Raw genomic sequence first — 19,490 nt, forward strand, 5'->3', positions numbered from 1 at the left:
AGACTGTAGGCGATGGCAAAAGCCGGACCCCCGGCCACCCCATCCCCAGCCACATGCGAGGAGACCCCATGAAGAAGTTGCTGACCATCGTTGCCATTGCCGCCGCCGTCCTGGCCGTGCCGCTGGCAATGGCGCAGAACGCCGGACAGGGCCAGTCCACCGCGCAGCAGGGCGACCAGGCCGACGCCAAGGCCCAGTCCGAGGCGGAAGCCAAGGCCAAGCGCCGTGCCGCCGCCGCCGCCGAAATGAAGGCCAAGGGCCAGCCGGCCCCGCAGCAGGAAGAGGAAGAAGAGGCCAAAAAGAAGCGCTGATCCCGCTTCCCGGGCCCTTCGACGCCCCGGCTTGTCCGGGGCGTCTTCGTTCGTGCCCCTTGGGCTTGGGGCCCTCAATCTGTAAACTATGGCTTTCCGGGAGCAGTGCGTGTCATCCATCAGCGAATGGACTGGTCTGGTCGTGCGCGGCCGCCAGCAGGGTAGGCAGGAGGTGACGGTCCCAACGGCGACCGGCACGGCCGACCCGACCTCGCAGACCGGAACGCGCTCCGCACATCCCCCGATCCCGGCCCCGGCGCGTGAACGTCCCGCTGCCGCCGTCCGGATCACCCCCGATTTCCCCTTCACGTCGTCCGTCGCCTCCCGCGCCGGCGTCGTTTCCCCCTTCCTGACAGGACACCCCCAGCCATGACTCCCTTGATCTTCGTAACCGGCGGCGTGGTTTCCTCGCTCGGCAAAGGCATTGCCGCCGCGTCACTCGCGTCCATCCTCGAAGCCCGCGGCCTCACGGTCACGATGATGAAGCTCGACCCGTACATCAACGTCGATCCCGGCACCATGAGCCCGTTCCAGCACGGCGAGGTGTATGTCACCGACGACGGCGCCGAGACCGACCTGGACCTCGGCCACTACGAGCGCTTCGTGCGCACCCGCCTGAGCCGCAAGAATTCGGTCACCACCGGCCGCATCTACGAGAACGTGATCCGAAAGGAGCGCCGCGGCGATTACCTGGGCGCCACCGTGCAGGTCATTCCGCACATCACCGACGAGATCCGCCGCTGCATGGACGAGGCCACCGAAGGCTTCGACGTGGCGCTGGTCGAGATCGGCGGCACCGTGGGCGACATCGAATCGCTGCCGTTCCTGGAAGCCATCCGCCAGGTGCGCACCGAGCGTGGCCCGGAGAAGGCGCTGTTCATGCACCTCACCCTGGTGCCGTACATCGCCGCCGCCGGTGAGCTCAAGACCAAGCCCACCCAGCACTCGGTGAAGGAACTGCGCTCGATCGGCATCCAGCCGGATGTGCTGCTGTGCCGCTCCGAGCAGGTCGTGCCGGATTCCGAGCGCCGCAAGATCGCCCAGTTCACCAACGTGTCCGAGCGCGCCGTCATCAGCGTGCCCGACGTGGACGTGCTGTACCGCATTCCGATGGGCCTGCATGAGCAGGGCCTGGACGAGATCGTCATCAACCAGCTCAAGCTGGGCGACAAGGCGGGCCCGGCCGACCTGCACGAGTGGGAAGCCGCCGTGGACGCCACCCTGCACCCGCTCGACGAAGTCACCATCGCCGTGGTCGGCAAGTATGTCGACCACCAGGATGCCTACAAGTCGGTCGGCGAGGCGCTCAAGCACGGCGGGCTGCGCCAGCGCACCAAGGTCAACCTGAAGTGGCTGGAGGCGCAGGACCTGGAGGGCACCGACATGGCCGCGCTCAAGGATGTGGACGGCATCCTGGTGCCGGGCGGCTTCGGTGACCGCGGTTTCGAAGGCAAGGTGCTCACCTCGCAGTTCGCCCGCGAGCAGAGCATGCCGTACTTCGGCATCTGCTACGGCATGCAGGCCGCCGTGGTCGATTTCGCCCGCCACGTGGCCGGGCTGGAGGGGGCAAACAGCACCGAGAACGACCGCCAGTCGCCGAATCCGGTGATCGGCCTGATCACCGAATGGCGCACCGCCACCGGCGATGTCGAGAAGCGTGACGACAAGAGCGACCTGGGCGGCACCATGCGCCTGGGCCTGCAGGAGCAGCGCCTGAAGCCGGGCACGCTGGCCCGCGAGCTGTACGGCAAGGACGTGGTCTCCGAGCGCCACCGCCACCGCTACGAATTCAACAACCGCTACCGCACCCAGCTGGAAGATGCCGGCCTGGTGATTGCGGGCAAATCGATGGACGACACCCTGGTGGAAGTGGTGGAGCTGCCGCGTGACCAGCATCCGTGGTTCCTGGCCTGCCAGGCGCACCCCGAGTTCCTGTCCACCCCGCGCGAGGGCCACCCGCTGTTCATCGGCTTCATCCGGGCCGCGCGCGAGCGCAAGGCCGGTGGCGCGCCGCTGCAGGCATGACGCAGGACCCGTGGACGGCGCTGGAGGCGCGCCGCCAGCGGCGCCACTGGCGCGCATGGCCGTGGGGCTGGGCGGCGCTGGGACTCGGTATCGGTGCCTGGGGCTGTGCGTTCCTGCTGACACTCCTGGTGTGGGCCAGCGTGGGCATGCCCGGTGACGGCAACCATGCCATGCGGGCCACGCAGCCCTACCTGGTGGGCACCCTGGTGCTCTCCGCAGCGGTGGTGCTGGCCACGCTGGTCGCCAGCGTGTTGTCGTTCCGGCTGCGCCGACAACCGGCGGGCGGGTTCCTCGGCCTGGCCCTGCTGGGACTGCTGGCGGCGATTCTGCTGCTGCCCAGCCTGCTGTCCCGCGCCGCGACCACGCAGGTACTGATCGGCCATGTCACGCCGATTTGGCAAGCGGGGGGCTGGCAGGGATAATCACGCGGCACGTTTTCGGCGCTACTGTTTGGCGTTCCCCCTTTCTGACTGGTAACCGGCCCGCTATGACCACGATCCGCAGCATCCACGCCCGTGAAATCCTCGACAGCCGTGGCAACCCCACGCTGGAAGCCGACGTCATCCTCGAGGACGGTTCATTCGGCCGCGCCGCGGTTCCCTCGGGCGCCTCGACCGGCTCCAAGGAAGCGGTGGAGCTGCGTGACGGCGACAAGACCCGTTACCTGGGCAAGGGCGTGCGCAATGCCGTCAACAACGTCAACACCACCATCGCGACCGCGCTGAAGGGCTACGACGCGGCCGACCAGGAAGCGCTCGACCGCCGCCTGATCGATCTGGACGGCACCGAGAACAAGGGTCGGCTGGGCGCCAATGCGCTGCTCGCCGTGTCCATGGCCACCGCGCACGCCGCCGCCGCCGCGAACAAGCAGGCCCTGTGGCAGTACCTGGCCGGCAAGACCGGCGTGAGCCCGTCGCTGCCGGTGCCGATGATGAACATCATCAACGGCGGCGCGCATGCCGACAACAACGTCGACTTCCAGGAGTTCATGGTGCTGCCGGTCGGCTTCACCTCGTTCTCTGAAGCGTTGCGTGCCGGCACCGAAATCTTCCATTCGCTCAAGTCGGTGCTCAAGGGCCACGGCCTCAGCACGGCGGTGGGCGACGAAGGCGGTTTCGCGCCGGACTTCCGCAGCAACGTCGAAGCGCTGGACACCATCCTCGAGGCGATCGGCAAGGCCGGTTACACCGCCGGTGAAGACGTGCTGCTGGGCCTGGACGTGGCCTCCACCGAGTTCTACGAAAACGGCAAATACAACCTGGTCGGCGAGAACAAGCGCCTGACCTCCGAGCAGTTCGTCGACTTCCTGGCCGACTGGGCCGCGCAGTACCCGATCATCACCATCGAAGACGGCCTGGCCGAGAACGACTGGGCGGGCTGGAAGCTGCTCACCGACCGCATCGGCAACAAGGTGCAGCTGGTCGGCGACGACCTGTTCGTGACCAACCCGAAGATCTTCAAGGAAGGCATCGAGTCGGGCACCGCCAATGCGATCCTGATCAAGGTCAACCAGATCGGCACCCTGACCGAGACCCTGGAAGCGATCGCGATGGCGCACAACGCCAACTACGCTGCCGTGGTCTCGCACCGTTCGGGCGAAACCGAAGACACCACCATCGCCGACATCGCCGTGGCCACCACCGCCACCCAGATCAAGACCGGCTCGCTGTGCCGCAGCGATCGCGTGGCCAAGTACAACCAGCTGCTGCGCATCGAAGAAGCCCTCGGTGCCGGCGCGCGTTACGCCGGGCGTGACGCGTTCGTGTCGCTGAAGCGCTGACCCGCATGCGCAGTTGGCGCTGGCTGCTGCTGGTGCTCGCGGTACTGCTGGCATGGCTGCAGTACCGCTTCTGGTTCGGCCCGGGCAATTCGGGAGAAGTGATGATGCTCGAAGCCCAGGTCGAGGCCCAGCGTCGCGACAACGCCGGCCTGCAGCAGCGCAACGATGCGCTTGCGGCCGAGGTCAAGGACCTCAAGGAAGGCGAGGCCGCCATTGAAGAACGCGCGCGCAGCGAACTGGGCATGATCAAGCCCGGCGAGACGTTCTACCGCGTCGTTGAAAATGCGCCGGTCGCCGCACCGCGGGCACCGGCGCTGGCCGCCGACCCGGACGCCCCTCACCAGGAAGTACCCTGATGGGCAGCGTCTGGGCCGTGGTTCCGGCTGCCGGCCGTGGCACCCGGTTCGGCGGGCAGATTCCCAAGCAGTATCTGGTCGCCGGCGACCGGGTGTTGCTGGCACATACGCTGGAAGCGCTGCTCTCGCACCCGGTCGTGGCCGGGGTGATGGTGGTCATCGCCGACGGCGATGCCGACTGGCCGGGCTGGCAGTCGCTGGCCGACAAGCCGATCCTCACCTGCACCGGCGGCGCCACCCGTGCCGAGTCGGTGCTGGCCGGTCTGCAGGCATTGCCCGAGAGCGTGCGCGCCGACGATTTCGTCCTGGTGCACGACGCCGCGCGGCCCAACCTGGCGGCTACCGACCTGGGCCGCCTGCTGGAAGTGGGGCGCAACGATCCGGTCGGCGCGATCCTGGCGTCGCCGGTGCGCGATACGCTCAAGCGTGCCGGCGACGATGGTGGCATCGACGCCACCGAGCCGCGTGCGCGCCTGTGGCGTGCGCTGACCCCGCAGCTGTTCCGCCGCCACCAGCTGGCGCGCGCGCTGCAGGAAGCGGCGGCCGCCGGTGTCGAGGTCACCGACGAGGCCATGGCGATGGAGCGGCAGGGACTGCGCCCTTTGCTGGTCGAGGGCAACGAAGACAACTTCAAGGTCACCACCCCGGCCGACCTGTCCCGATTCGAATTCGAGCTGTCGCGCCGCGGACCCTGATTCCGCGCGTGCCGGCCTTCACTGCAGGTTTTTGCCATGAACACCCCGTTTCCTCCGGTCCGCATCGGACAGGGCTATGACGTCCACGCCTTCGGCGAGGGCGACCACATCATGCTGGGCGGCATCCGCGTCGCGCACAGCCGCGGCGTGCTGGCGCACAGCGATGGCGATGTGATCCTGCATGCACTGTGCGATGCCATGCTCGGCGCGCTGTCGCTGGGCGACATCGGCCAGCACTTTCCGCCCTCGGACATGCGCTGGAAGGACGCCGACAGCAGCCGTTTCCTCGCGCACTGCAACGGCCTGCTGCGCGAACGCGGCTGGCAGGTCGGCAATACCGATATCACCGTGATCTGCGAACGGCCCAAGGTCGGTCCGCATGCGCTGGCCATGCGCGAGCGCATGGCCGGGCTGCTTGGCGTCGCGCTGGACGCGGTGAGCGTCAAGGCCACCACCTCCGAAACGCTGGGCTTCACCGGGCGTGGCGAAGGCATCGCCGCCCAGGCCGTCGTGCTGCTGGTGGCGCTGTGATCCCGCTGCCGCTGGCCTTCGGCGCGCCGCTGCTCAGCGCGAAGATCCGCACCACGCCCGAGGACTTCCAGGTCGACGAGCTGCCGTCCTTCGAGCCGAGCGGGGAGGGCGAGCACCTGCTGCTGACCCTTCGTAAACGGGGTGCCAACACCGTGCACGTGGCCAAGCTGCTGGCCAGGTGGGCGGGCCTGCCGGACATGGGCGTCAGCTACGCCGGCATGAAGGACCGCCATGCGGTCACCACCCAGCGCTTCAGCGTGCACCTGCCCAAGCGCATCGCGCCGGATATCGCGCTGCTGGCCTCCGACGAGGTCGAGGTGCTCGAGTCGACCTGGCACAACCGCAAGCTGCAGCGCGGTGCGCTGGCCGGCAACCGCTTCCGGCTGGTGTTGCGTGATGTACAGGGGGATGCGAAGGCGATCGACGAGCGCGTGTCGCTGATCGCCGCGCGCGGCCTGCCCAACTGGTTTGGTGAGCAGCGTTTCGGCCGCGATGGCGGCAACGTACCGGCAGCCTTGGCGATGTTCGGCGGCCGACGGGTACGCCCCGACCAGCGTTCGCTGCTGCTGTCGGCCGCGCGCTCGGCGCTGTTCAACCAGGTGCTGGCCGAACGCGTCACCCAGGGCAACTGGGACAGTCCGCTGGAGGGCGAGGTGTGGATGCTGGACGGCAGCCGCAGCGTGTTCGGTCCCGAACCGTGGACCGACCTGCTGGCCGACCGCCTGGGTCGCTTCGACATCCATCCCAGCGGCCCGTTGTGGGGCGAGGGCGAGCTGCGCAGCAGCGGTGCCGCTGCGGAACTGGAGCTGGGCGCGGTGAGCGACGAACAGTCGCTGCAGCTGCGCACGGGCCTGGAAGGCGCGCGCCTGAAGCAGGAGCGGCGTGCGCTGCGCCTGCGCCCGGCCAACCTGCAGCACCGCTGGCTGGCGCCGGACGTGCTGGAGCTGACCTTCGCGTTGCCGCCGGGGTGTTATGCCACCGCCGTGTTGCATGAGCTGGGGCCGGTGCAGGATGTGGGCGGGGCCGTCTCGAACGATTGAGCGCCGCGCAGCCACGCAGGGCGTGGCTCTACCGGCGCCTGCACCGCGCAGCCACGCAGGGCGTGGCTCTACCGGCGCCTGCACCGCGCAGCCACGCAGGGCGTGGCTCTACCGGCGCCTGCACCGCGCAGCCACGCAGGGCGTGGCTCTACCGGCGCCTGCACCGCGCAGCCACGCAGGGCGTGGCTCTACCGGCGCCTATACCGCGCAGCCACGCAGGGCGTGGCTCTACCGGCGCCTATACCGCGCAGCCACGCAGGGCGTGGCTCTACCGGCGCCTATACCGCGCAGCCACGCAGGGCGTGGCTCTACCGGCGCCTATACCCCGTAGAGCCACGCCCTGCGTGGCTGCGCGGTGCAGGCAATCACCGGTTCGCCAACAACACCAATACCGCGCCCGTCCCGCCTTGCCCGGCCGGTGCCGAATGGAAGGCCAGCACATCGTTGCGCTGGCGCAACAGGCGATCGACCAGGTTCTTCAGCACCGGCGCGCCACCATCGGACTGCAGCCCCTTGCCGTGGATGATGCGCACGCAGCCGTGCTCATGCGCGTGCGCCTCCAGCAGGAACTGGCGCAGCAGCGTCTCGGCCTGGGCGACGGTGGCGCCGTGCAGGTCCAGTTCGTCCTGCACCGAGTACTGGCCGCGCTTGAGCCGCTGGAACATCCGGGCCGGCAGGTTGTCCCGGCGGTAGCTGGCGGTGTCGCCGGCCTCCAGCGGAGCGCTGTCGCGCAGCAGCCGGGCGAATTCCCCGCGCGCGGCGTCCTCGTCCAGCTCGGCCATGCGCGCCCGCGGCTTCGGCCGGGGCGTGGCGGGCGGCGCGGTCACCGGCTTGCGCAGCGGCTTCACCTCGCCGATGGCGGCGCGGAACAACGCGGCCGGATCTTCGTCTTCAGGATGTGACATGCGTACAGCCTAATGCGCGGGAACGGTCGTGCCTACCTCCACCCGGGGTAGGCCGATCTGCCCGCTTGCGGCACAATAGCTGACGCACTTGCGCGGTCGGTGATCCCGGAACGGGTGAAGGCCGGCCCCGCCAACGCTGGAAAGTGATGGAAATGAAGTCTTGAATAATCAAGCGGTTAAATCGCAGATGCGGATCCTGGTCAGCAACGACGACGGTGTCGATGCCCCCGGCATCAAGATGCTCGCCTCGGTATTGCGTGACGCCGGTCATGAAGTGATGGTGGTCGCACCCGACCGCGACCGATCCGGCGCCAGCAACTCGCTGACCCTGGACCTGCCGGTGCGGGTCAAGCGCATCGACCACTACACCTGTTCGGTCGCAGGCACGCCGACGGACTGCGTGCACCTGGCGCTGACCGGCATGCTCGAATACGACCCCGACATCGTGGTCTCGGGCATCAACAACGCGGCCAACCTCGGCGACGACGTCATCTACTCCGGCACCGTATCGGCAGCGATGGAAGGGCGTTTCCTCGGCCTGCCTGCGGTGGCGATGTCGCTGGTCACGCACAACCATGACCCGCGCAATTTCGAAACCGCCGCGCGTGCCGCGGTGGAGATCGTCACCCGGCTCAACGCCGACCCGCTGCCGGCCGACACCATCCTCAATGTCAACGTGCCCGACCTGCCGTGGTCGGAGGTGCGTGGCTTCGAAGTGACCCGGCTGGGCAACCGCCACCGCGCCGAAGGCTGCATTGCCCAGCGCGACCCGCGCGGCAACGAAGTGTTCTGGATCGGCCCGGCCGGGCGCGAACAGGATTCCGGCCCGGGCACGGACTTCCACGCCGTGCGCAACGGCTACATCTCCATCACCCCGATCCAGGTGGATCTGACCCGGTACCAGGCGCTGGAAAAGGTCGCCAGCTGGGTAGGTGGCCTGACCGCCGCCCTGGACCGGCCGGCATGAGCCAGCGCCTGCGCCTGCAGCCTGAAGCGGTGGGGATCGGCATGACCTCCCAGCGCGTGCGCGATCGCCTGGTCGAGCGCCTGCGCGAAAGCGGCATTGCCGACGAGGCCACGCTCAACGCCATCCGCGTGGTTCCGCGCCATCTGTTCATCGACGAGGCCCTGGCCTCGCGTGCCTACGAAGACACCGCGCTGCCGATCGGGCATGGCCAGACCATCTCGCAACCCTGGGTGGTGGCGCGGATGACCGAAGCGGTGCTGCAGTCGGGGCCGAAGAAGGTACTGGAAGTCGGTACCGGCTCCGGTTACCAGGCCGCCGTGCTCGGCGCGCTGGGGCTGGAGGTCTACACCGTCGAGCGCATCGGCGACCTGCTGCGGCAGGCGCGCAAGCGCTTCCGTGCGCTGGGCATGAACATCCGCAGCAAGCATGACGACGGCCGCATCGGCTGGGCCGAGCACGGTCCGTTCGACGCCATCGTGGTCACCGCGGCCGCGCCGGCGCTGGTCGATGCGCTGGTCGAACAGCTGGCCGTGGGCGGCCGCCTGGTCGCGCCGGTGGGCGGGGCAGGGGCGCAGTCGCTGATCCAGCTGACCCGTCGCGAGGACGGCAGTGTCGAACAGCAGGTACTGGCACCGGTCACGTTCGTCCCGCTGCTGTCTGGCATGCTGGACTGATTCCAAGGAGCGTTTGCGTCATGAAGATTTTTGGTCCGCTGTACGAGCGGGCAATGAAGTGGGCCGCGCATGAGCGCGCGCCGACCTACCTGACGGTGCTGAGCTTCATCGAGGCGATCATCTTCCCGGTGATGCCCGAGGTCATGCTGGCCCCGATGTGCGTGGCCCAGCCCAAGCGCGGCTGGTGGTTCGCCACGCTGAGCCTGTCCGGTTCGATGGCCGGTGCGCTGGTCGGCTATGCGCTGGGACACTATGCATTCGAAGCACTCAAGCCGCTGTTCGCGGCGCTGGGCATGTTGTCGAGCATTGAAGGCGGTATCGCGATCGTGCAGGCCAAGATGGCCGAGTCGCCGTGGGCAGTGTTCACCTTCCTGGTCCTGGGCGGCTTCATGCCGATCCCGATGAAGGTCTTCACGTGGGCGTCGGGTATCGTCGGCGTGCCGCTGCCGCAGTACTTCCTGAGCATGTTGATTGGCCGTGGCAAGCGCGTGTTCGTGCTGGCGGCGGTCATCCGTATTGGCGGCGCGCGCGCGGAAGCGGCGCTGCGGCGTTGGATTGAACCGCTGGGCTGGGTCGCGACCGCACTTGTGGTCGGCCTGGTGGCCTGGCTTGTCTGGAGGTCGAAGTTCGCATGAGTGCTGATCGTTTGAGTGGAGGAGCGCGGTTGGCCGCACTGCTGCTGGTGGCAACCACGCTGAGTGCCTGTGGCACCGCCACGGTGGTCAAGCCGTCCACCGGTGGCCGGCCGACGGCGCACACCACGCCGCAGAGCTCGGTAGCCAAGCCCGGCCAGACCGCCGTCGTGCGTCGCGGAGACACCCTGTACGCGCTGGCCCGCATCCACAACATCACGCCCCGTGACCTGGCGGCGTGGAACGGGCTGGCCGAGCCGTACACGATCTATCCGGGCCAGACCCTGCGCCTGTACCCCGGCAACGGCCCGGCCCGCGCGCCGACCACGGTGGTGACCGCGCCGCGCCCCGGCACCACGGCACCCGCGCCGACCCCGTCGCCGACGACCGCCATCAAGAGCAACATCGACTGGCGCTGGCCAGCCGATGGCGCGCTTGTCGGCCGCTTCGTCGGTGCCGACGTCACCAAGCAGGGCGTGGACATCGCCGGCAGCAGCGGCCAGCCGGTGCGCGCCACCGCGTCGGGCGTGGTGGTGTACTCCGGTGCCGGCCTTGTCGGGTTTGGCGAGCTGATCATCATCAAGCACAGCGATCAGTGGCTGTCGGCCTACGGCCACAACCGCAAGCGGCTGGTCAACGAAGGCCAGAGCGTCAAGGCCGGCGAGCAGATCGCGGAAATGGGCCGCACCGGTACCACCCGCGACATGCTGCACTTCGAGATCCGCTACAACGGCAAGCCGGTGGATCCGTTGTTGTACCTGCCGCCCCGATAACCGGGCACCCGCGCAGGGCGTGGCTCTACCCCCGGCGTAGAGCCACGCCCTGCGTGGCTGCCGTACATCGCCGTGCCGCGTACGACGTGTTGCCACCCCGTAGGGGACTGCCACGTAGAACCGGCCGAACCCGCCCACAAAAAAGGCCGCCAACGGCAGCCTTTCCTGAACGAATCCGGGTGTCTTCAGCCGACCAGCAGGATCGCCGCCGCCACCTTGCGGCCTTCGCTGGCCAGCAGGTTGAAGGTCCGCGCGGCGGCCGCGTTGGCCATCACTTCCAGGCCGATGCCGCGGGTCAGGCAGGCGCCCATGACGGCGGCCGACGGGAACTGCTGCGTTTCCCCGGTACCCAGGATCACCAGCTCCGGCTCCAGCGCAAGGACCGGCGCCAGGTCGTCCGGCGTCAACGCGCGCGCGCCACCGTTCACGGCCCAGTCCTGCACCAGCGTCTGCGGGGTCAGGATGAAGCTCTGGCTCAGCTCGCGGGTACGCACCAGCTCGCGGTCCTCGATGACCACCGAGCGTCCACCCGCAGCGCGGAACGCGTAAGCGAAATCCGGGATCTCGTGGTTCAGCTGCATGGGGCGATCAGCCGCGCGGAAGCACGATCTGGCGCATTTCCTTGCTCGGGCGGTACAGCACGGCGACGTGGCCGATGCGCTGCACGAGGGCGCTTCCGGAGGCTTGGACCAGCTCGGCGATCATGGCGTCGCGGGTATCGCGGTCTTCCGCGCCCACCTTCACCTTGATCAGCTCGTGGCGCTCCAGCACCTCGTTCAGCTCGGTCAGGAAGGCCGGCGTGACCCCCTTGCCGCCGATCTGCAGCAGGGCTTTCAGATCATGGGCTTGGCCGCGGAGGAAGCGGGTCTGGGACGAGGTCAGGGCAATAGACATTCAGGAACAAGCGGTTAACTGGGGCGATCAGGGTATCATGACCACCCCGTCCGGCCCTATCTCCAATGGTTTCCCGTAGCAAGAGCAGTCAACGCTGGTTGAAAGAACACTTTGCCGACCCCTTCGTGAAGAAGGCCCAGGCCGAGGGCATGCGCTCGCGCGCGGCCTACAAGCTGGAGGAGCTGCTCGAGCGTGACCGGCTGCTGAAGCCGCATATGGTCGTGGTCGACCTCGGCGCCGCCCCCGGGGGCTGGTCGCAGCAGGTTCGGCGACAGATCGGCGACACCGGCCGGGTGCTGGCCCTGGACATCCTGGAGATGCCGCCGCTCGCCGGTGTGGAGTTCCTTCACGGTGACTTCAGGGAGCAAACCGTCCTATCGGAGTTCGAAGCCATGCTGGGGGATCAGCCGGTAGACCTTGTGCTCTCGGATATGGCCCCCAATAAAAGTGGCATGGACGCGATTGACCAGCCGCGGATGATGCACCTGGCGGAGTTGGCGTTGGAGTTTGCCGACAATCACCTCAAGCCGGGTGGCGCGTTCCTGATCAAGCTGTTCCAGGGCGTGGGCTTTGACGACTACGTGCGCGAGATGCGCCGCCGGTACGACAAGGTCGCTATCCGCAAGCCTGAAGCGTCCCGTAAGCGCTCGCCCGAGGTGTATGCCTTGGGGCAGGGCAAACGTGCACAGATCAAGTAAGCTCAACCATACCAATTGCGTCAGGCATTAGAGGAACACCGGAGCCAATGAGGATGAACGACTTGACCAAGAACCTCCTGCTATGGGTGGTCGTCGCCGTGGTGCTGATGGTGGTGTTCCAGAGCTTCTCGCCAAAGAGCAGCGGCGCGAACGCCCAGGGCGCAACCTATTCCCAGTTCCTCGACCAGGTGGACAGCGGCAACGTCCAGAAGGTGACCTTCAGCGGCGACCTGCGCGGCGGCACCAACCAGATCAGCTACACCACCCGGGGCGGCCAGTCGGCCACCATCACCGCGCCGCTCGATCGTGACCTGATCAACGTGCTGCGCGGCAAGAACGTGGAAATCGTCCAGGAAGAGCCGTCCAGCGGCATCTCGCTGGGCGCGATCCTGATGAACTTCCTCCCGGTGATCCTGATCATCGGCTTCTGGCTGTTCATCATGCGCCAGATGCAGGGCGGTGGCGGCGGCGCCAAGGGCGCGATGTCCTTCGGCAAGTCGCGCGCCAAGCTGCAGGGCGAAGACCAGGTCAAGGTCACCTTCGCCGACGTTGCCGGTTGCGACGAGGCCAAGGAAGAAGTCAGCGAGCTGGTCGACTTCCTGCGCGACCCGACCAAGTTCACCAAGCTGGGCGGCAAGATTCCGCGCGGCGTGCTGATGGTCGGCCCGCCCGGTACCGGCAAGACCCTGCTGGCCCGTGCCATTGCCGGCGAGGCCAAGGTGCCGTTCTTTTCGATCTCCGGTTCGGACTTCGTGGAAATGTTCGTCGGCGTCGGCGCGAGCCGCGTGCGCGACATGTTCGAGCAGGCCAAGAAGCAGGCCCCGTGCATCATCTTCATCGATGAAATCGACGCCGTCGGCCGCCACCGCGGTGCCGGCCTGGGCGGCGGTCATGACGAGCGCGAGCAGACCCTGAACCAGCTGCTGGTCGAAATGGACGGCTTCGAGGGAGGCGAGGGCGTGATCGTCATCGCCGCCACCAACCGTCCCGACGTGCTGGACCCGGCCCTGCTGCGCCCGGGCCGCTTCGACCGCCAGGTGGTGGTCGGCCTGGCCGACGTCCGTGGCCGCGAGCAGATCCTCAAGGTGCACATGCGCAAGCTGCCGCTGGCCGACGATGTCGAGCCGATGGTGATCGCGCGCGGTACCCCGGGCTTCTCCGGTGCCGACCTGGCCAACCTGTGCAACGAGGCGGCCCTGTTCGCCGCGCGCAACAGCGAGAAGGAAGTGCGCATGGAGCACTTCGACCGCGCCCGCGACAAGATCCTGATGGGCGCCGAGCGCCGCTCGATGGCCATGAGCGAGGAAGAGAAGACCCTCACCGCGTACCACGAGGCAGGCCATGCCATCGTCGGCCGTCTGGTGCCCGAGCATGATCCGGTCTACAAGGTCACGATCATCCCGCGCGGTCGCGCGCTCGGTGTGACCATGTACCTGCCGGAAGGCGACAAGTACTCGATGAACCGCGTGGCGATCGAATCGCAGCTGTGCTCGCTGTATGGCGGCCGTGTTGCCGAAGAGCTGATCTTCGGCGCCGACAAGGTCACCACCGGCGCGTCGAACGACATCGAGCGTGCCACCAAGATGGCCCGCAACATGGTCACCAAGTGGGGCCTGTCCGACGAGCTGGGTCCGATCGCCTACGGCGAAGAGGACGACGAAGTGTTCCTGGGCCGTTCGGTGACCCAGCACAAGAGCGTGTCCGACGATACCGCCCGCCGCATCGACGAAGTGGTGCGCAGCATCCTGGACAAGGCCTACGCCCGTACCACCGAGCTGGTCACCGCCAACCTCGACAAGCTGCACACGATGTCCCAGCTGCTGCTGCAGTACGAGACCATCGACGCGCCGCAGATCGACGCCATCATGGAAGGCCGCGATCCGCCGCCGCCGATGGGCTGGGGCAAGTCCAACAAGGACGGTGGCAACAACAACGACAAGGGTGGCGACGCCCGTCCGTTGCCGCCGATCGCCGGGCCTGCCGAGCAGGTCTGACGGTGAACAGGTAGAACACGAAGGCCGGGGCAACCCGGCCTTCGTCGTTTCTGCCGCCTCGTTCTGGGCGACAATGGCACCCCTGCCAGTACGCTGTTCCGGAGTCGCCATGTCCACGCCGCCGCCCCCGATTTCGCACACCACCGAAATGGTGATCGCCACGGTGGTCGGTGTCGCTATAGGCCTGACCCGTGACAATTTCCTGCTCGGTGCCATCGTCGGCATCGTGCTTGGCATCGGCCTGAGCGTCGGCAAGACCCTGTACCTGGATTACAAGCGCCGCAACAGGCGCTGACCCTTGCGCGCGTGCCCCGCAATAGGCACGATGCGCGGGCGCGGCTGCATGAGGCGGCCGCCAACACTGTTCCAGGGGGAATACCATGCGTCATTCGATGCGCGCGGCGGCTGCCGTGCTGCTGTGCTGTGCCTCGCCCGCGTTCGCGGCCACCGTCCACGTGCAGGATCCGGTGCCGTTCTCCGATTCGGCCTATATCGCCGACAACATCAAGACCGAATGCCGCATCGGCGCGCAGCTGGCCACCGCGCTGGGCGCCAGTGCAGGCAAGTTCGGCAACACGATTGCCTTCGGTACCGAACCGGTGGAGCAGGGCCGTGTGCTGAAGCTGGAGCTGGTGGAAGCACAGAGCGCCGGCAATGCCTTCACCGGGCACTTCAAGTCGGCCACCGTGCGTGGCGTGCTGCTGGATGATGGCCAGAAGGTCGCCGTCGTGACCGCGCGGCGCACCTCGCGCGGCGGTGCGTTCGCCGGCTTCAAGGGCTCCTGCGACGTGCTCGAGCGCGTGGTCACCGCGATCGGTGGCGACCTGGCCGAATGGCTGGGCAACCCGGTCGACAACGCGAAGCTGGGCGATCTCTGAGGCCTGGGCCGGCGCCGCGCAGCCACGCAGGGCGTGGCTCTACGACCGTTTCCCTGCCGTAGAGCCACGCCCTGCGTGGCTGCGCAATCCCGCAACGACCGACGGCCAACCTGATCTGCCGGCGTAAACTATGCGCTGACGCATTCCGTGGGTGGCCCATGTTCGACATTTCTCCCCAACTCGATTGTGGCGGCCGCCTGCTGCGGCTGGACCGCCCACGCGTGATGGGCATCGTGAACGTCACCCCGGATTCGTTCTCCGACGGTGGCGCGCACGACAGCACCGAGGCAGCCGTCGCGCATGGCCTGCAGCTGGTGGCCGAAGGCGCCGACCTGCTGGACATCGGCGGCGAATCCACCCGCCCGGGCAGCGCCCCGGTGCCGCTGGAGGAAGAGCTGCGCCGGGTGATTCCGGTGATCGAGGCGCTGGCGGCCCGCACCCAGGTGCCGATCAGCATCGATACCTTCAAGCCCGACGTGATGCGCGCCGCTGTCGCCGCCGGTGCCGGGATGATCAACGACATCCATGCGCTGCGCCAGGACGGCGCACTCGCCGCCGCCGCCGAACTGGGCGTGCCGGTGGTGCTGATGCACATGCAGGGCGAGCCGGGCAGCATGCAGGACACCCCGCAGTACGACGATGTCGTGGCCGAGGTGCACCGCTTCCTGGCCGACCGCATGTTCTCGGCCGAGATGGCCGGTATCGCGAAGAAGAACCTGGTCATCGACCTGGGCTTCGGCTTCGGCAAGAGCACCGAACACAACATGATCCTGCTGGCCCGTTCGGCGCGGTTCCTGGAGCTGGGCGTGCCGATGCTGGCCGGCCTGTCGCGCAAGCGCAGCATCGGCGAACTGACCGGACGCGACGTGCCGCGCGAACGGCTGGCCGGGTCGGTCGCCGCGCACCTCATCGCCGCCCAGCGCGGCGCGGCGATCCTGCGGGTGCATGACGTCGCCGCGACCGTGGACGCGCTGAAGGTGTGGGCCGCGGTGGATGCGGTGCCGATGCCGCGCGTGGATGCCGCCCCGGCGATGCCGCGCTGGCCGGACGAGGGCTGATGGGCGCCGACCAGCGACCGCTCGCGATCGCCGTGATGGGCCCGACCGCGTCGGGCAAGACCGCTACGGCCATCGCCCTGGCGCAGCAGCTGGGCGGGGAGATCGTGAGCGTCGACTCGGCGCTGGTCTACCGTGGCCTGGATATCGGCTCGGCCAAGCCCGATGCCGCCGAGCGCGCACAGGCGCCGCATCACCTGCTGGACCTGCGCGACCCATGGCAGACCTATTCAGCGGCCGAGTTTGCCGCCGATGCGGCGCGCGCCGTGGCCGATATCGTCGCGCGTGGCCGCATGCCGATCCTGGCCGGCGGCACCGGGTTGTACTTCCGCGCGTTGCTGCAGGGGCTGTCGCCGATGCCGCCCGCCGACCCGGCCACCCGTGGGCGGATCGGCGCCGAGGCGGCCGCACAGGGCTGGCCGGCGCTGCACGCGCAGCTGGCCCAGGTTGATCCCGTCGCAGCGGCGCGCATCCATGCGACCGACCCGCAGCGCATCCAGCGGGCGCTGGAGGTCTACCGCCTGACCGGCACCCCGATCACTGAATGGCAGAAACTGCCGGGCGTGGACCGCCTGCCGGTGCGCTGCCTGAAACTGGTGCTGGCGCCGCGCGAGCGCGCGGTGCTGCACCAGCGCATCGAAGCGCGGTTCGACGGCATGCTCGACCAGGGGTTTCTGGACGAGGTGCGCGCGCTGCGTGCACTGCCGGCGATGGCCGACGTGGCCGCGCCGCTGGACCTGCCCGCGATCCGCGCCGTGGGCTACCGCCAGGCCTGGGCGTTCCTGGACGGGCAGGGCACTGCCAGCGAGTTCCGCGACCGTGGCATTTACGCCACCCGCCAGCTGGCCAAGCGCCAGCTGACCTGGTTGCGCGGCGAGCTTGATGCACGCTGGTTCGACCCCCATCTAGACAAGGCTTCCCTGGCGGATGCGGTTGCGGCCTTTGTGGCCCGCTGAGCCACAGCGCCGTCCCCCCGGCCCGTGTACCATCGGGGGTTCCGGTGGCGGGGGCCGTGGCAACTGCCGGAAGACCATAAAAACAATAATCAGGAGTGTGCAATGTCCAAGGGGCAATCGCTGCAGGATCCGTTTCTGAATGCACTTCGGCGCGAACGCGTGCCGGTGTCGGTGTATCTGGTGAATGGCATCAAGTTGCAGGGAACGATTGAATCGTTCGATCAGTTCGTTGTCCTGCTGCGCAATACGGTCAGCCAGATGGTGTACAAGCACGCCATTTCGACCGTGGTGCCGGCGCGCAACGTCCGGGTCGGGCCCGGCGGTGGCTATGTACAGTCCAATGAAGGTGGCGCCGATGGCGTCCAGGAAGAAGACGACGTTGAATGAAGTAAGCAACAGCGGAGAAGCGCGTGTTTGACCGTTCCAAGCGAGGCGAACACGCGATCCTGATCCAGCCGCACTCCGGCCGGCTGGAAGAAGATGTGCTGGAGGAGTTCACCGATCTGGCCCGCTCGGCAGGGGCCAGCATTGCAGCGACCCTCACCGCGCGCATCGATCGGCCCAATCCCTCCATCCTGATCGGCTCCGGCAAGCTGGATGAGATCAAGGCCGCGGCCGACGCCACGGGCGCCGACCTGGTGCTGGTCAACCATGCGCTGTCGCCGTCGCAGGAGCGCAACCTGGAACGGTTCCTCGAGCGCCGGGTGATCGACCGGACCGGGTTGATCCTGGACATTTTCGCCCAGCGTGCGCACAGCCACGAAGGCAAGCTGCAGGTCGAGCTGGCGCAGCTGCGCCACATGGCCACGCGGCTGGTTCGCGGCTGGACCCACCTGGAGCGTCAGCGCGGTGGTGCCATCGGGCTGCGCGGCCCGGGTGAAACCCAGCTGGAAACCGATCGCCGCCTGCTGCAGAAGCGGGTGGAGCAGCTGCAGAAGCGGCTCGAGAAGGTCGAAGTGCAGCGCACCCAGATGCGCCGTGCCCGTGTCCGCAGCGAACTGCCGCGCGTGGCGCTGGTGGGGTATACCAATGCCGGCAAGTCGACCCTGTTCAACGCGTTGACCGGCGCGGAAGCCTATGCCGCGGACCAGCTGTTCGCGACCTTGGACCCCACCGTGCGCCGCATTGCGGTGCCGGGCGGCAACGTGGTGCTGGCCGACACCGTCGGCTTCGTGCGCGACCTGCCGCATGAGCTGGTGGCCGCGTTCCGCGCGACCCTGAGCGAAGCGCGCGAGGCCGACTTCCTGCTGCACATCGTCGACGCGGCCGATCCGCATCGCGAAGAGCGTATCGCCCAGGTGGACGAAGTGTTGAACGAAGTCGGTGCGGGCGAGTTGCCGCAGCTGCTGGTGTTCAACAAGATCGACCGCATCGAAGGCAGCGAGGTCCGCCACGATGGCCAGGACGGCATCCCGGACACCGCGCGCCGCGAACGCGTCTGGATCTCCGCCCGCGACGGGCTGGGGCTGGAGCTGCTGCAGTCGGTACTGGGCAAGCGCCTGGGCCTGCAGCATGTCAGCGGCGACCTGCGCCTGCCGCCCTCTGCCGGTCGCCTGCGCTCGCGCCTGCACCAGCTGGAAGTGGTGCGCGGCGAGCAGAGCGACGAGGAGGGTTGGCTGCTGCAGGTCGAGATTCCGATCGCCGAAGCCGAGAAGCTGGCGGCAGGCGATGACGGTGCCCCGATCCGCGCGATGCTGCCGGAGAAGATTCCGGAGTGGTGAGCGCCCGGCTGCGACACACCGTCGCACGGAACGGACACGACAGCACGGCGAAATTCCGCTAAAACGGGGGGCGTATTCCCCCCCGATCCAGGATCCCCATGACCGTCCCCACCGATGCCGAGCTCGGCGTCCTTGCCCGCGACGTCGGCCAGCGCCTGCAGCAGGCCGGGCTGCAGCTGGTCACCGCCGAGAGCTGCAGCGGCGGCTGGATCGCCAAGGCGATGACCGATATCGCCGGCTCCTCGGCCTTCTTCGACTGCGGCATGGTGGTCTACAGCTACGAGGCCAAGCAGCGCCTGCTCGGCGTGCGTGCGCAGACCTTGGAGCAGTTCGGCGCCGTCAGCCGCGAAACCGTGCTGGAAATGGTGTCCGGTGCGCTGGTCAATGCCGGCGCCGGCATCGCGGTGGCGGTGACCGGCATTGCCGGCCCCGGCGGTGGCAGCCCGGACAAACCCGTTGGCAGCGTCTGGATCGGCTGGAAGCATCGCGGGGGCTACGCCCGCGCGCAGCTGTTCCAGTTCGACGGCGACCGCGACGCCATCCGCCGGCAGACCGTGCAGCAGGCACTGACGGGAATTTTCGCACCGGTGTGACATCCTGCCCCC

General features: G+C 68.1%; 24 protein-coding genes. 21 read left to right on the plus strand and 3 right to left on the minus strand.

Features of this window, described 5'->3' with window-relative positions; all coding sequences use genetic code 11:
• Positions 1-68 precede the first annotated feature (68 nt).
• From AC3ITN_RS07300 to truD, 8 genes are all read left to right on the plus strand, one after another.
• Positions 69-311 (plus strand): hypothetical protein, encoded by a 243-nt coding sequence (locus AC3ITN_RS07300; RefSeq protein ID WP_313343833.1) that lies wholly within the window; start codon positions 69-71, stop codon positions 309-311.
• Between the two features lie 369 nt (positions 312-680).
• Entirely contained in the window at positions 681-2,336 is a 1,656-nt protein-coding gene (gene pyrG, locus AC3ITN_RS07305; RefSeq protein ID WP_313343836.1) for a CTP synthase, read from the plus strand.
• The gene (locus AC3ITN_RS07310) at positions 2,333-2,758 is read left to right on the plus strand and encodes a hypothetical protein (RefSeq protein ID WP_313343839.1); all 426 of its coding nucleotides are present in this window, start codon (positions 2,333-2,335) and stop codon (positions 2,756-2,758) included. The genes pyrG and AC3ITN_RS07310 overlap by 4 nt, the downstream gene beginning before the upstream one ends.
• A gap of 65 nt (positions 2,759-2,823) precedes the next feature.
• On the plus strand, positions 2,824-4,116 hold the full coding sequence (gene eno, locus AC3ITN_RS07315) for a phosphopyruvate hydratase (RefSeq protein WP_489392497.1): 1,293 nt from the start codon (positions 2,824-2,826) through the stop codon (positions 4,114-4,116).
• Between the two features lie 5 nt (positions 4,117-4,121).
• Positions 4,122-4,472, plus strand: coding sequence for a cell division protein FtsB (gene ftsB, locus AC3ITN_RS07320; RefSeq protein ID WP_313343845.1), 351 nt, complete (start codon positions 4,122-4,124; stop codon positions 4,470-4,472).
• On the plus strand, positions 4,469-5,167 hold the full coding sequence (ispD, locus tag AC3ITN_RS07325) for a 2-C-methyl-D-erythritol 4-phosphate cytidylyltransferase (protein WP_489392888.1): 699 nt from the start codon (positions 4,469-4,471) through the stop codon (positions 5,165-5,167). The genes ftsB and ispD overlap by 4 nt, the downstream gene beginning before the upstream one ends.
• Before the next feature lie 36 nt (positions 5,168-5,203).
• Positions 5,204-5,698, plus strand: a complete 495-nt coding sequence (ispF, locus tag AC3ITN_RS07330) for a 2-C-methyl-D-erythritol 2,4-cyclodiphosphate synthase (RefSeq protein ID WP_489392498.1) — start codon at positions 5,204-5,206, stop codon at positions 5,696-5,698.
• Positions 5,695-6,738 (plus strand): tRNA pseudouridine(13) synthase TruD, encoded by a 1,044-nt coding sequence (truD, locus tag AC3ITN_RS07335; protein ID WP_489392499.1) that lies wholly within the window; start codon positions 5,695-5,697, stop codon positions 6,736-6,738. The genes ispF and truD overlap by 4 nt, the downstream gene beginning before the upstream one ends.
• A gap of 365 nt (positions 6,739-7,103) precedes the next feature.
• Here truD and AC3ITN_RS07340 read toward each other — a convergent pair whose 3' ends face one another.
• The gene (locus AC3ITN_RS07340) at positions 7,104-7,643 is read right to left on the minus strand and encodes a Smr/MutS family protein (RefSeq protein ID WP_489392500.1); all 540 of its coding nucleotides are present in this window, start codon (positions 7,641-7,643) and stop codon (positions 7,104-7,106) included.
• 187 nt (positions 7,644-7,830) lie between these two features.
• Between AC3ITN_RS07340 and surE the strand changes: the two genes are divergently transcribed.
• Genes surE through AC3ITN_RS07360 form a run of 4 tightly spaced genes read left to right on the plus strand, consistent with a single transcriptional unit; the run spans position 7,831 to position 10,689 of the window.
• On the plus strand, positions 7,831-8,610 hold the full coding sequence (gene surE, locus AC3ITN_RS07345) for a 5'/3'-nucleotidase SurE (protein ID WP_489392501.1): 780 nt from the start codon (positions 7,831-7,833) through the stop codon (positions 8,608-8,610).
• Positions 8,607-9,284: a protein-L-isoaspartate(D-aspartate) O-methyltransferase gene (locus tag AC3ITN_RS07350; protein WP_313343856.1), complete on the plus strand. Its 678-nt coding sequence runs from the start codon at positions 8,607-8,609 to the stop codon at positions 9,282-9,284. The genes surE and AC3ITN_RS07350 overlap by 4 nt, the downstream gene beginning before the upstream one ends.
• Positions 9,285-9,304: 20 nt before the next feature.
• Positions 9,305-9,919, plus strand: a complete 615-nt coding sequence (locus AC3ITN_RS07355; protein ID WP_313343859.1) for a YqaA family protein — start codon at positions 9,305-9,307, stop codon at positions 9,917-9,919.
• On the plus strand, positions 9,916-10,689 hold the full coding sequence (locus AC3ITN_RS07360; RefSeq protein ID WP_489392502.1) for a peptidoglycan DD-metalloendopeptidase family protein: 774 nt from the start codon (positions 9,916-9,918) through the stop codon (positions 10,687-10,689). The genes AC3ITN_RS07355 and AC3ITN_RS07360 overlap by 4 nt, the downstream gene beginning before the upstream one ends.
• A gap of 185 nt (positions 10,690-10,874) precedes the next feature.
• On the opposite strand, the gene AC3ITN_RS07365 is transcribed toward AC3ITN_RS07360, so the two are convergent.
• Positions 10,875-11,270 (minus strand): Mth938-like domain-containing protein, encoded by a 396-nt coding sequence (locus AC3ITN_RS07365; protein ID WP_313343866.1) that lies wholly within the window; start codon positions 11,268-11,270, stop codon positions 10,875-10,877.
• A gap of 7 nt (positions 11,271-11,277) precedes the next feature.
• On the minus strand, positions 11,278-11,583 hold the full coding sequence (gene yhbY, locus AC3ITN_RS07370; protein ID WP_313343868.1) for a ribosome assembly RNA-binding protein YhbY: 306 nt from the start codon (positions 11,581-11,583) through the stop codon (positions 11,278-11,280).
• Positions 11,584-11,648: 65 nt separating this feature from the next.
• Here yhbY and rlmE point away from each other — a divergent pair, with 65 nt between their 5' ends.
• From rlmE to AC3ITN_RS07415, 9 genes are all read left to right on the plus strand, one after another.
• A complete protein-coding gene (gene rlmE / locus AC3ITN_RS07375) occupies positions 11,649-12,281 on the plus strand; it encodes a 23S rRNA (uridine(2552)-2'-O)-methyltransferase RlmE (RefSeq protein ID WP_489392503.1) in 633 nt (210 codons plus the stop codon).
• A 53-nt stretch (positions 12,282-12,334) separates the two neighbouring features.
• Complete coding sequence (gene ftsH, locus AC3ITN_RS07380; protein WP_489392504.1) at positions 12,335-14,275, plus strand: ATP-dependent zinc metalloprotease FtsH; 1,941 nt, start codon at positions 12,335-12,337, stop codon at positions 14,273-14,275.
• Positions 14,276-14,384: 109 nt separating this feature from the next.
• Complete coding sequence (locus AC3ITN_RS07385) at positions 14,385-14,570, plus strand: hypothetical protein (protein WP_313343875.1); 186 nt, start codon at positions 14,385-14,387, stop codon at positions 14,568-14,570.
• An 85-nt stretch (positions 14,571-14,655) separates the two neighbouring features.
• Entirely contained in the window at positions 14,656-15,153 is a 498-nt protein-coding gene (locus AC3ITN_RS07390; RefSeq protein WP_489392505.1) for a hypothetical protein, read from the plus strand.
• A 158-nt stretch (positions 15,154-15,311) separates the two neighbouring features.
• Positions 15,312-16,211, plus strand: a complete 900-nt coding sequence (gene folP / locus AC3ITN_RS07395; RefSeq protein WP_489392506.1) for a dihydropteroate synthase — start codon at positions 15,312-15,314, stop codon at positions 16,209-16,211.
• Positions 16,211-17,164 (plus strand): tRNA (adenosine(37)-N6)-dimethylallyltransferase MiaA, encoded by a 954-nt coding sequence (miaA, locus tag AC3ITN_RS07400; protein WP_489392507.1) that lies wholly within the window; start codon positions 16,211-16,213, stop codon positions 17,162-17,164. Before folP ends, miaA begins: the two co-directional genes overlap by 1 nt.
• Before the next feature lie 102 nt (positions 17,165-17,266).
• Positions 17,267-17,551 (plus strand): RNA chaperone Hfq, encoded by a 285-nt coding sequence (hfq, locus tag AC3ITN_RS07405; RefSeq protein ID WP_313343887.1) that lies wholly within the window; start codon positions 17,267-17,269, stop codon positions 17,549-17,551.
• Positions 17,552-17,574: 23 nt separating this feature from the next.
• The gene (gene hflX / locus AC3ITN_RS07410) at positions 17,575-18,885 is read left to right on the plus strand and encodes a ribosome rescue GTPase HflX (protein WP_313343890.1); all 1,311 of its coding nucleotides are present in this window, start codon (positions 17,575-17,577) and stop codon (positions 18,883-18,885) included.
• Positions 18,886-18,983: 98 nt separating this feature from the next.
• Complete coding sequence (locus AC3ITN_RS07415) at positions 18,984-19,478, plus strand: CinA family protein (protein ID WP_313343892.1); 495 nt, start codon at positions 18,984-18,986, stop codon at positions 19,476-19,478.
• The last annotated feature ends 12 nt before the right edge of the window (positions 19,479-19,490 follow it).

This window comes from Stenotrophomonas sp. KH_036_B (genome assembly GCF_057839485.1).

Coding starts and splice junctions, on each gene's coding strand:
- AC3ITN_RS07300 (WP_313343833.1), top strand. CDS start 69: ATGAAGAAGTTGCTGACCATCGTTGCCATTGCCGCCGCCGTCCTGGCC.
- pyrG (WP_313343836.1), top strand. CDS start 681: ATGACTCCCTTGATCTTCGTAACCGGCGGCGTGGTTTCCTCGCTCGGC.
- AC3ITN_RS07310 (WP_313343839.1), top strand. CDS start 2,333: ATGACGCAGGACCCGTGGACGGCGCTGGAGGCGCGCCGCCAGCGGCGC.
- eno (WP_489392497.1), top strand. CDS start 2,824: ATGACCACGATCCGCAGCATCCACGCCCGTGAAATCCTCGACAGCCGT.
- ftsB (WP_313343845.1), top strand. CDS start 4,122: ATGCGCAGTTGGCGCTGGCTGCTGCTGGTGCTCGCGGTACTGCTGGCA.
- ispF (WP_489392498.1), top strand. CDS start 5,204: ATGAACACCCCGTTTCCTCCGGTCCGCATCGGACAGGGCTATGACGTC.
- AC3ITN_RS07340 (WP_489392500.1), bottom strand. CDS start 7,643: ATGTCACATCCTGAAGACGAAGATCCGGCCGCGTTGTTCCGCGCCGCC.
- surE (WP_489392501.1), top strand. CDS start 7,831: ATGCGGATCCTGGTCAGCAACGACGACGGTGTCGATGCCCCCGGCATC.
- AC3ITN_RS07350 (WP_313343856.1), top strand. CDS start 8,607: ATGAGCCAGCGCCTGCGCCTGCAGCCTGAAGCGGTGGGGATCGGCATG.
- AC3ITN_RS07355 (WP_313343859.1), top strand. CDS start 9,305: ATGAAGATTTTTGGTCCGCTGTACGAGCGGGCAATGAAGTGGGCCGCG.
- AC3ITN_RS07360 (WP_489392502.1), top strand. CDS start 9,916: ATGAGTGCTGATCGTTTGAGTGGAGGAGCGCGGTTGGCCGCACTGCTG.
- AC3ITN_RS07365 (WP_313343866.1), bottom strand. CDS start 11,270: ATGCAGCTGAACCACGAGATCCCGGATTTCGCTTACGCGTTCCGCGCT.
- yhbY (WP_313343868.1), bottom strand. CDS start 11,583: ATGTCTATTGCCCTGACCTCGTCCCAGACCCGCTTCCTCCGCGGCCAA.
- rlmE (WP_489392503.1), top strand. CDS start 11,649: ATGGTTTCCCGTAGCAAGAGCAGTCAACGCTGGTTGAAAGAACACTTT.
- ftsH (WP_489392504.1), top strand. CDS start 12,335: ATGAACGACTTGACCAAGAACCTCCTGCTATGGGTGGTCGTCGCCGTG.
- AC3ITN_RS07385 (WP_313343875.1), top strand. CDS start 14,385: ATGTCCACGCCGCCGCCCCCGATTTCGCACACCACCGAAATGGTGATC.
- AC3ITN_RS07390 (WP_489392505.1), top strand. CDS start 14,656: ATGCGTCATTCGATGCGCGCGGCGGCTGCCGTGCTGCTGTGCTGTGCC.
- folP (WP_489392506.1), top strand. CDS start 15,312: ATGTTCGACATTTCTCCCCAACTCGATTGTGGCGGCCGCCTGCTGCGG.
- miaA (WP_489392507.1), top strand. CDS start 16,211: ATGGGCGCCGACCAGCGACCGCTCGCGATCGCCGTGATGGGCCCGACC.
- hfq (WP_313343887.1), top strand. CDS start 17,267: ATGTCCAAGGGGCAATCGCTGCAGGATCCGTTTCTGAATGCACTTCGG.
- AC3ITN_RS07415 (WP_313343892.1), top strand. CDS start 18,984: ATGACCGTCCCCACCGATGCCGAGCTCGGCGTCCTTGCCCGCGACGTC.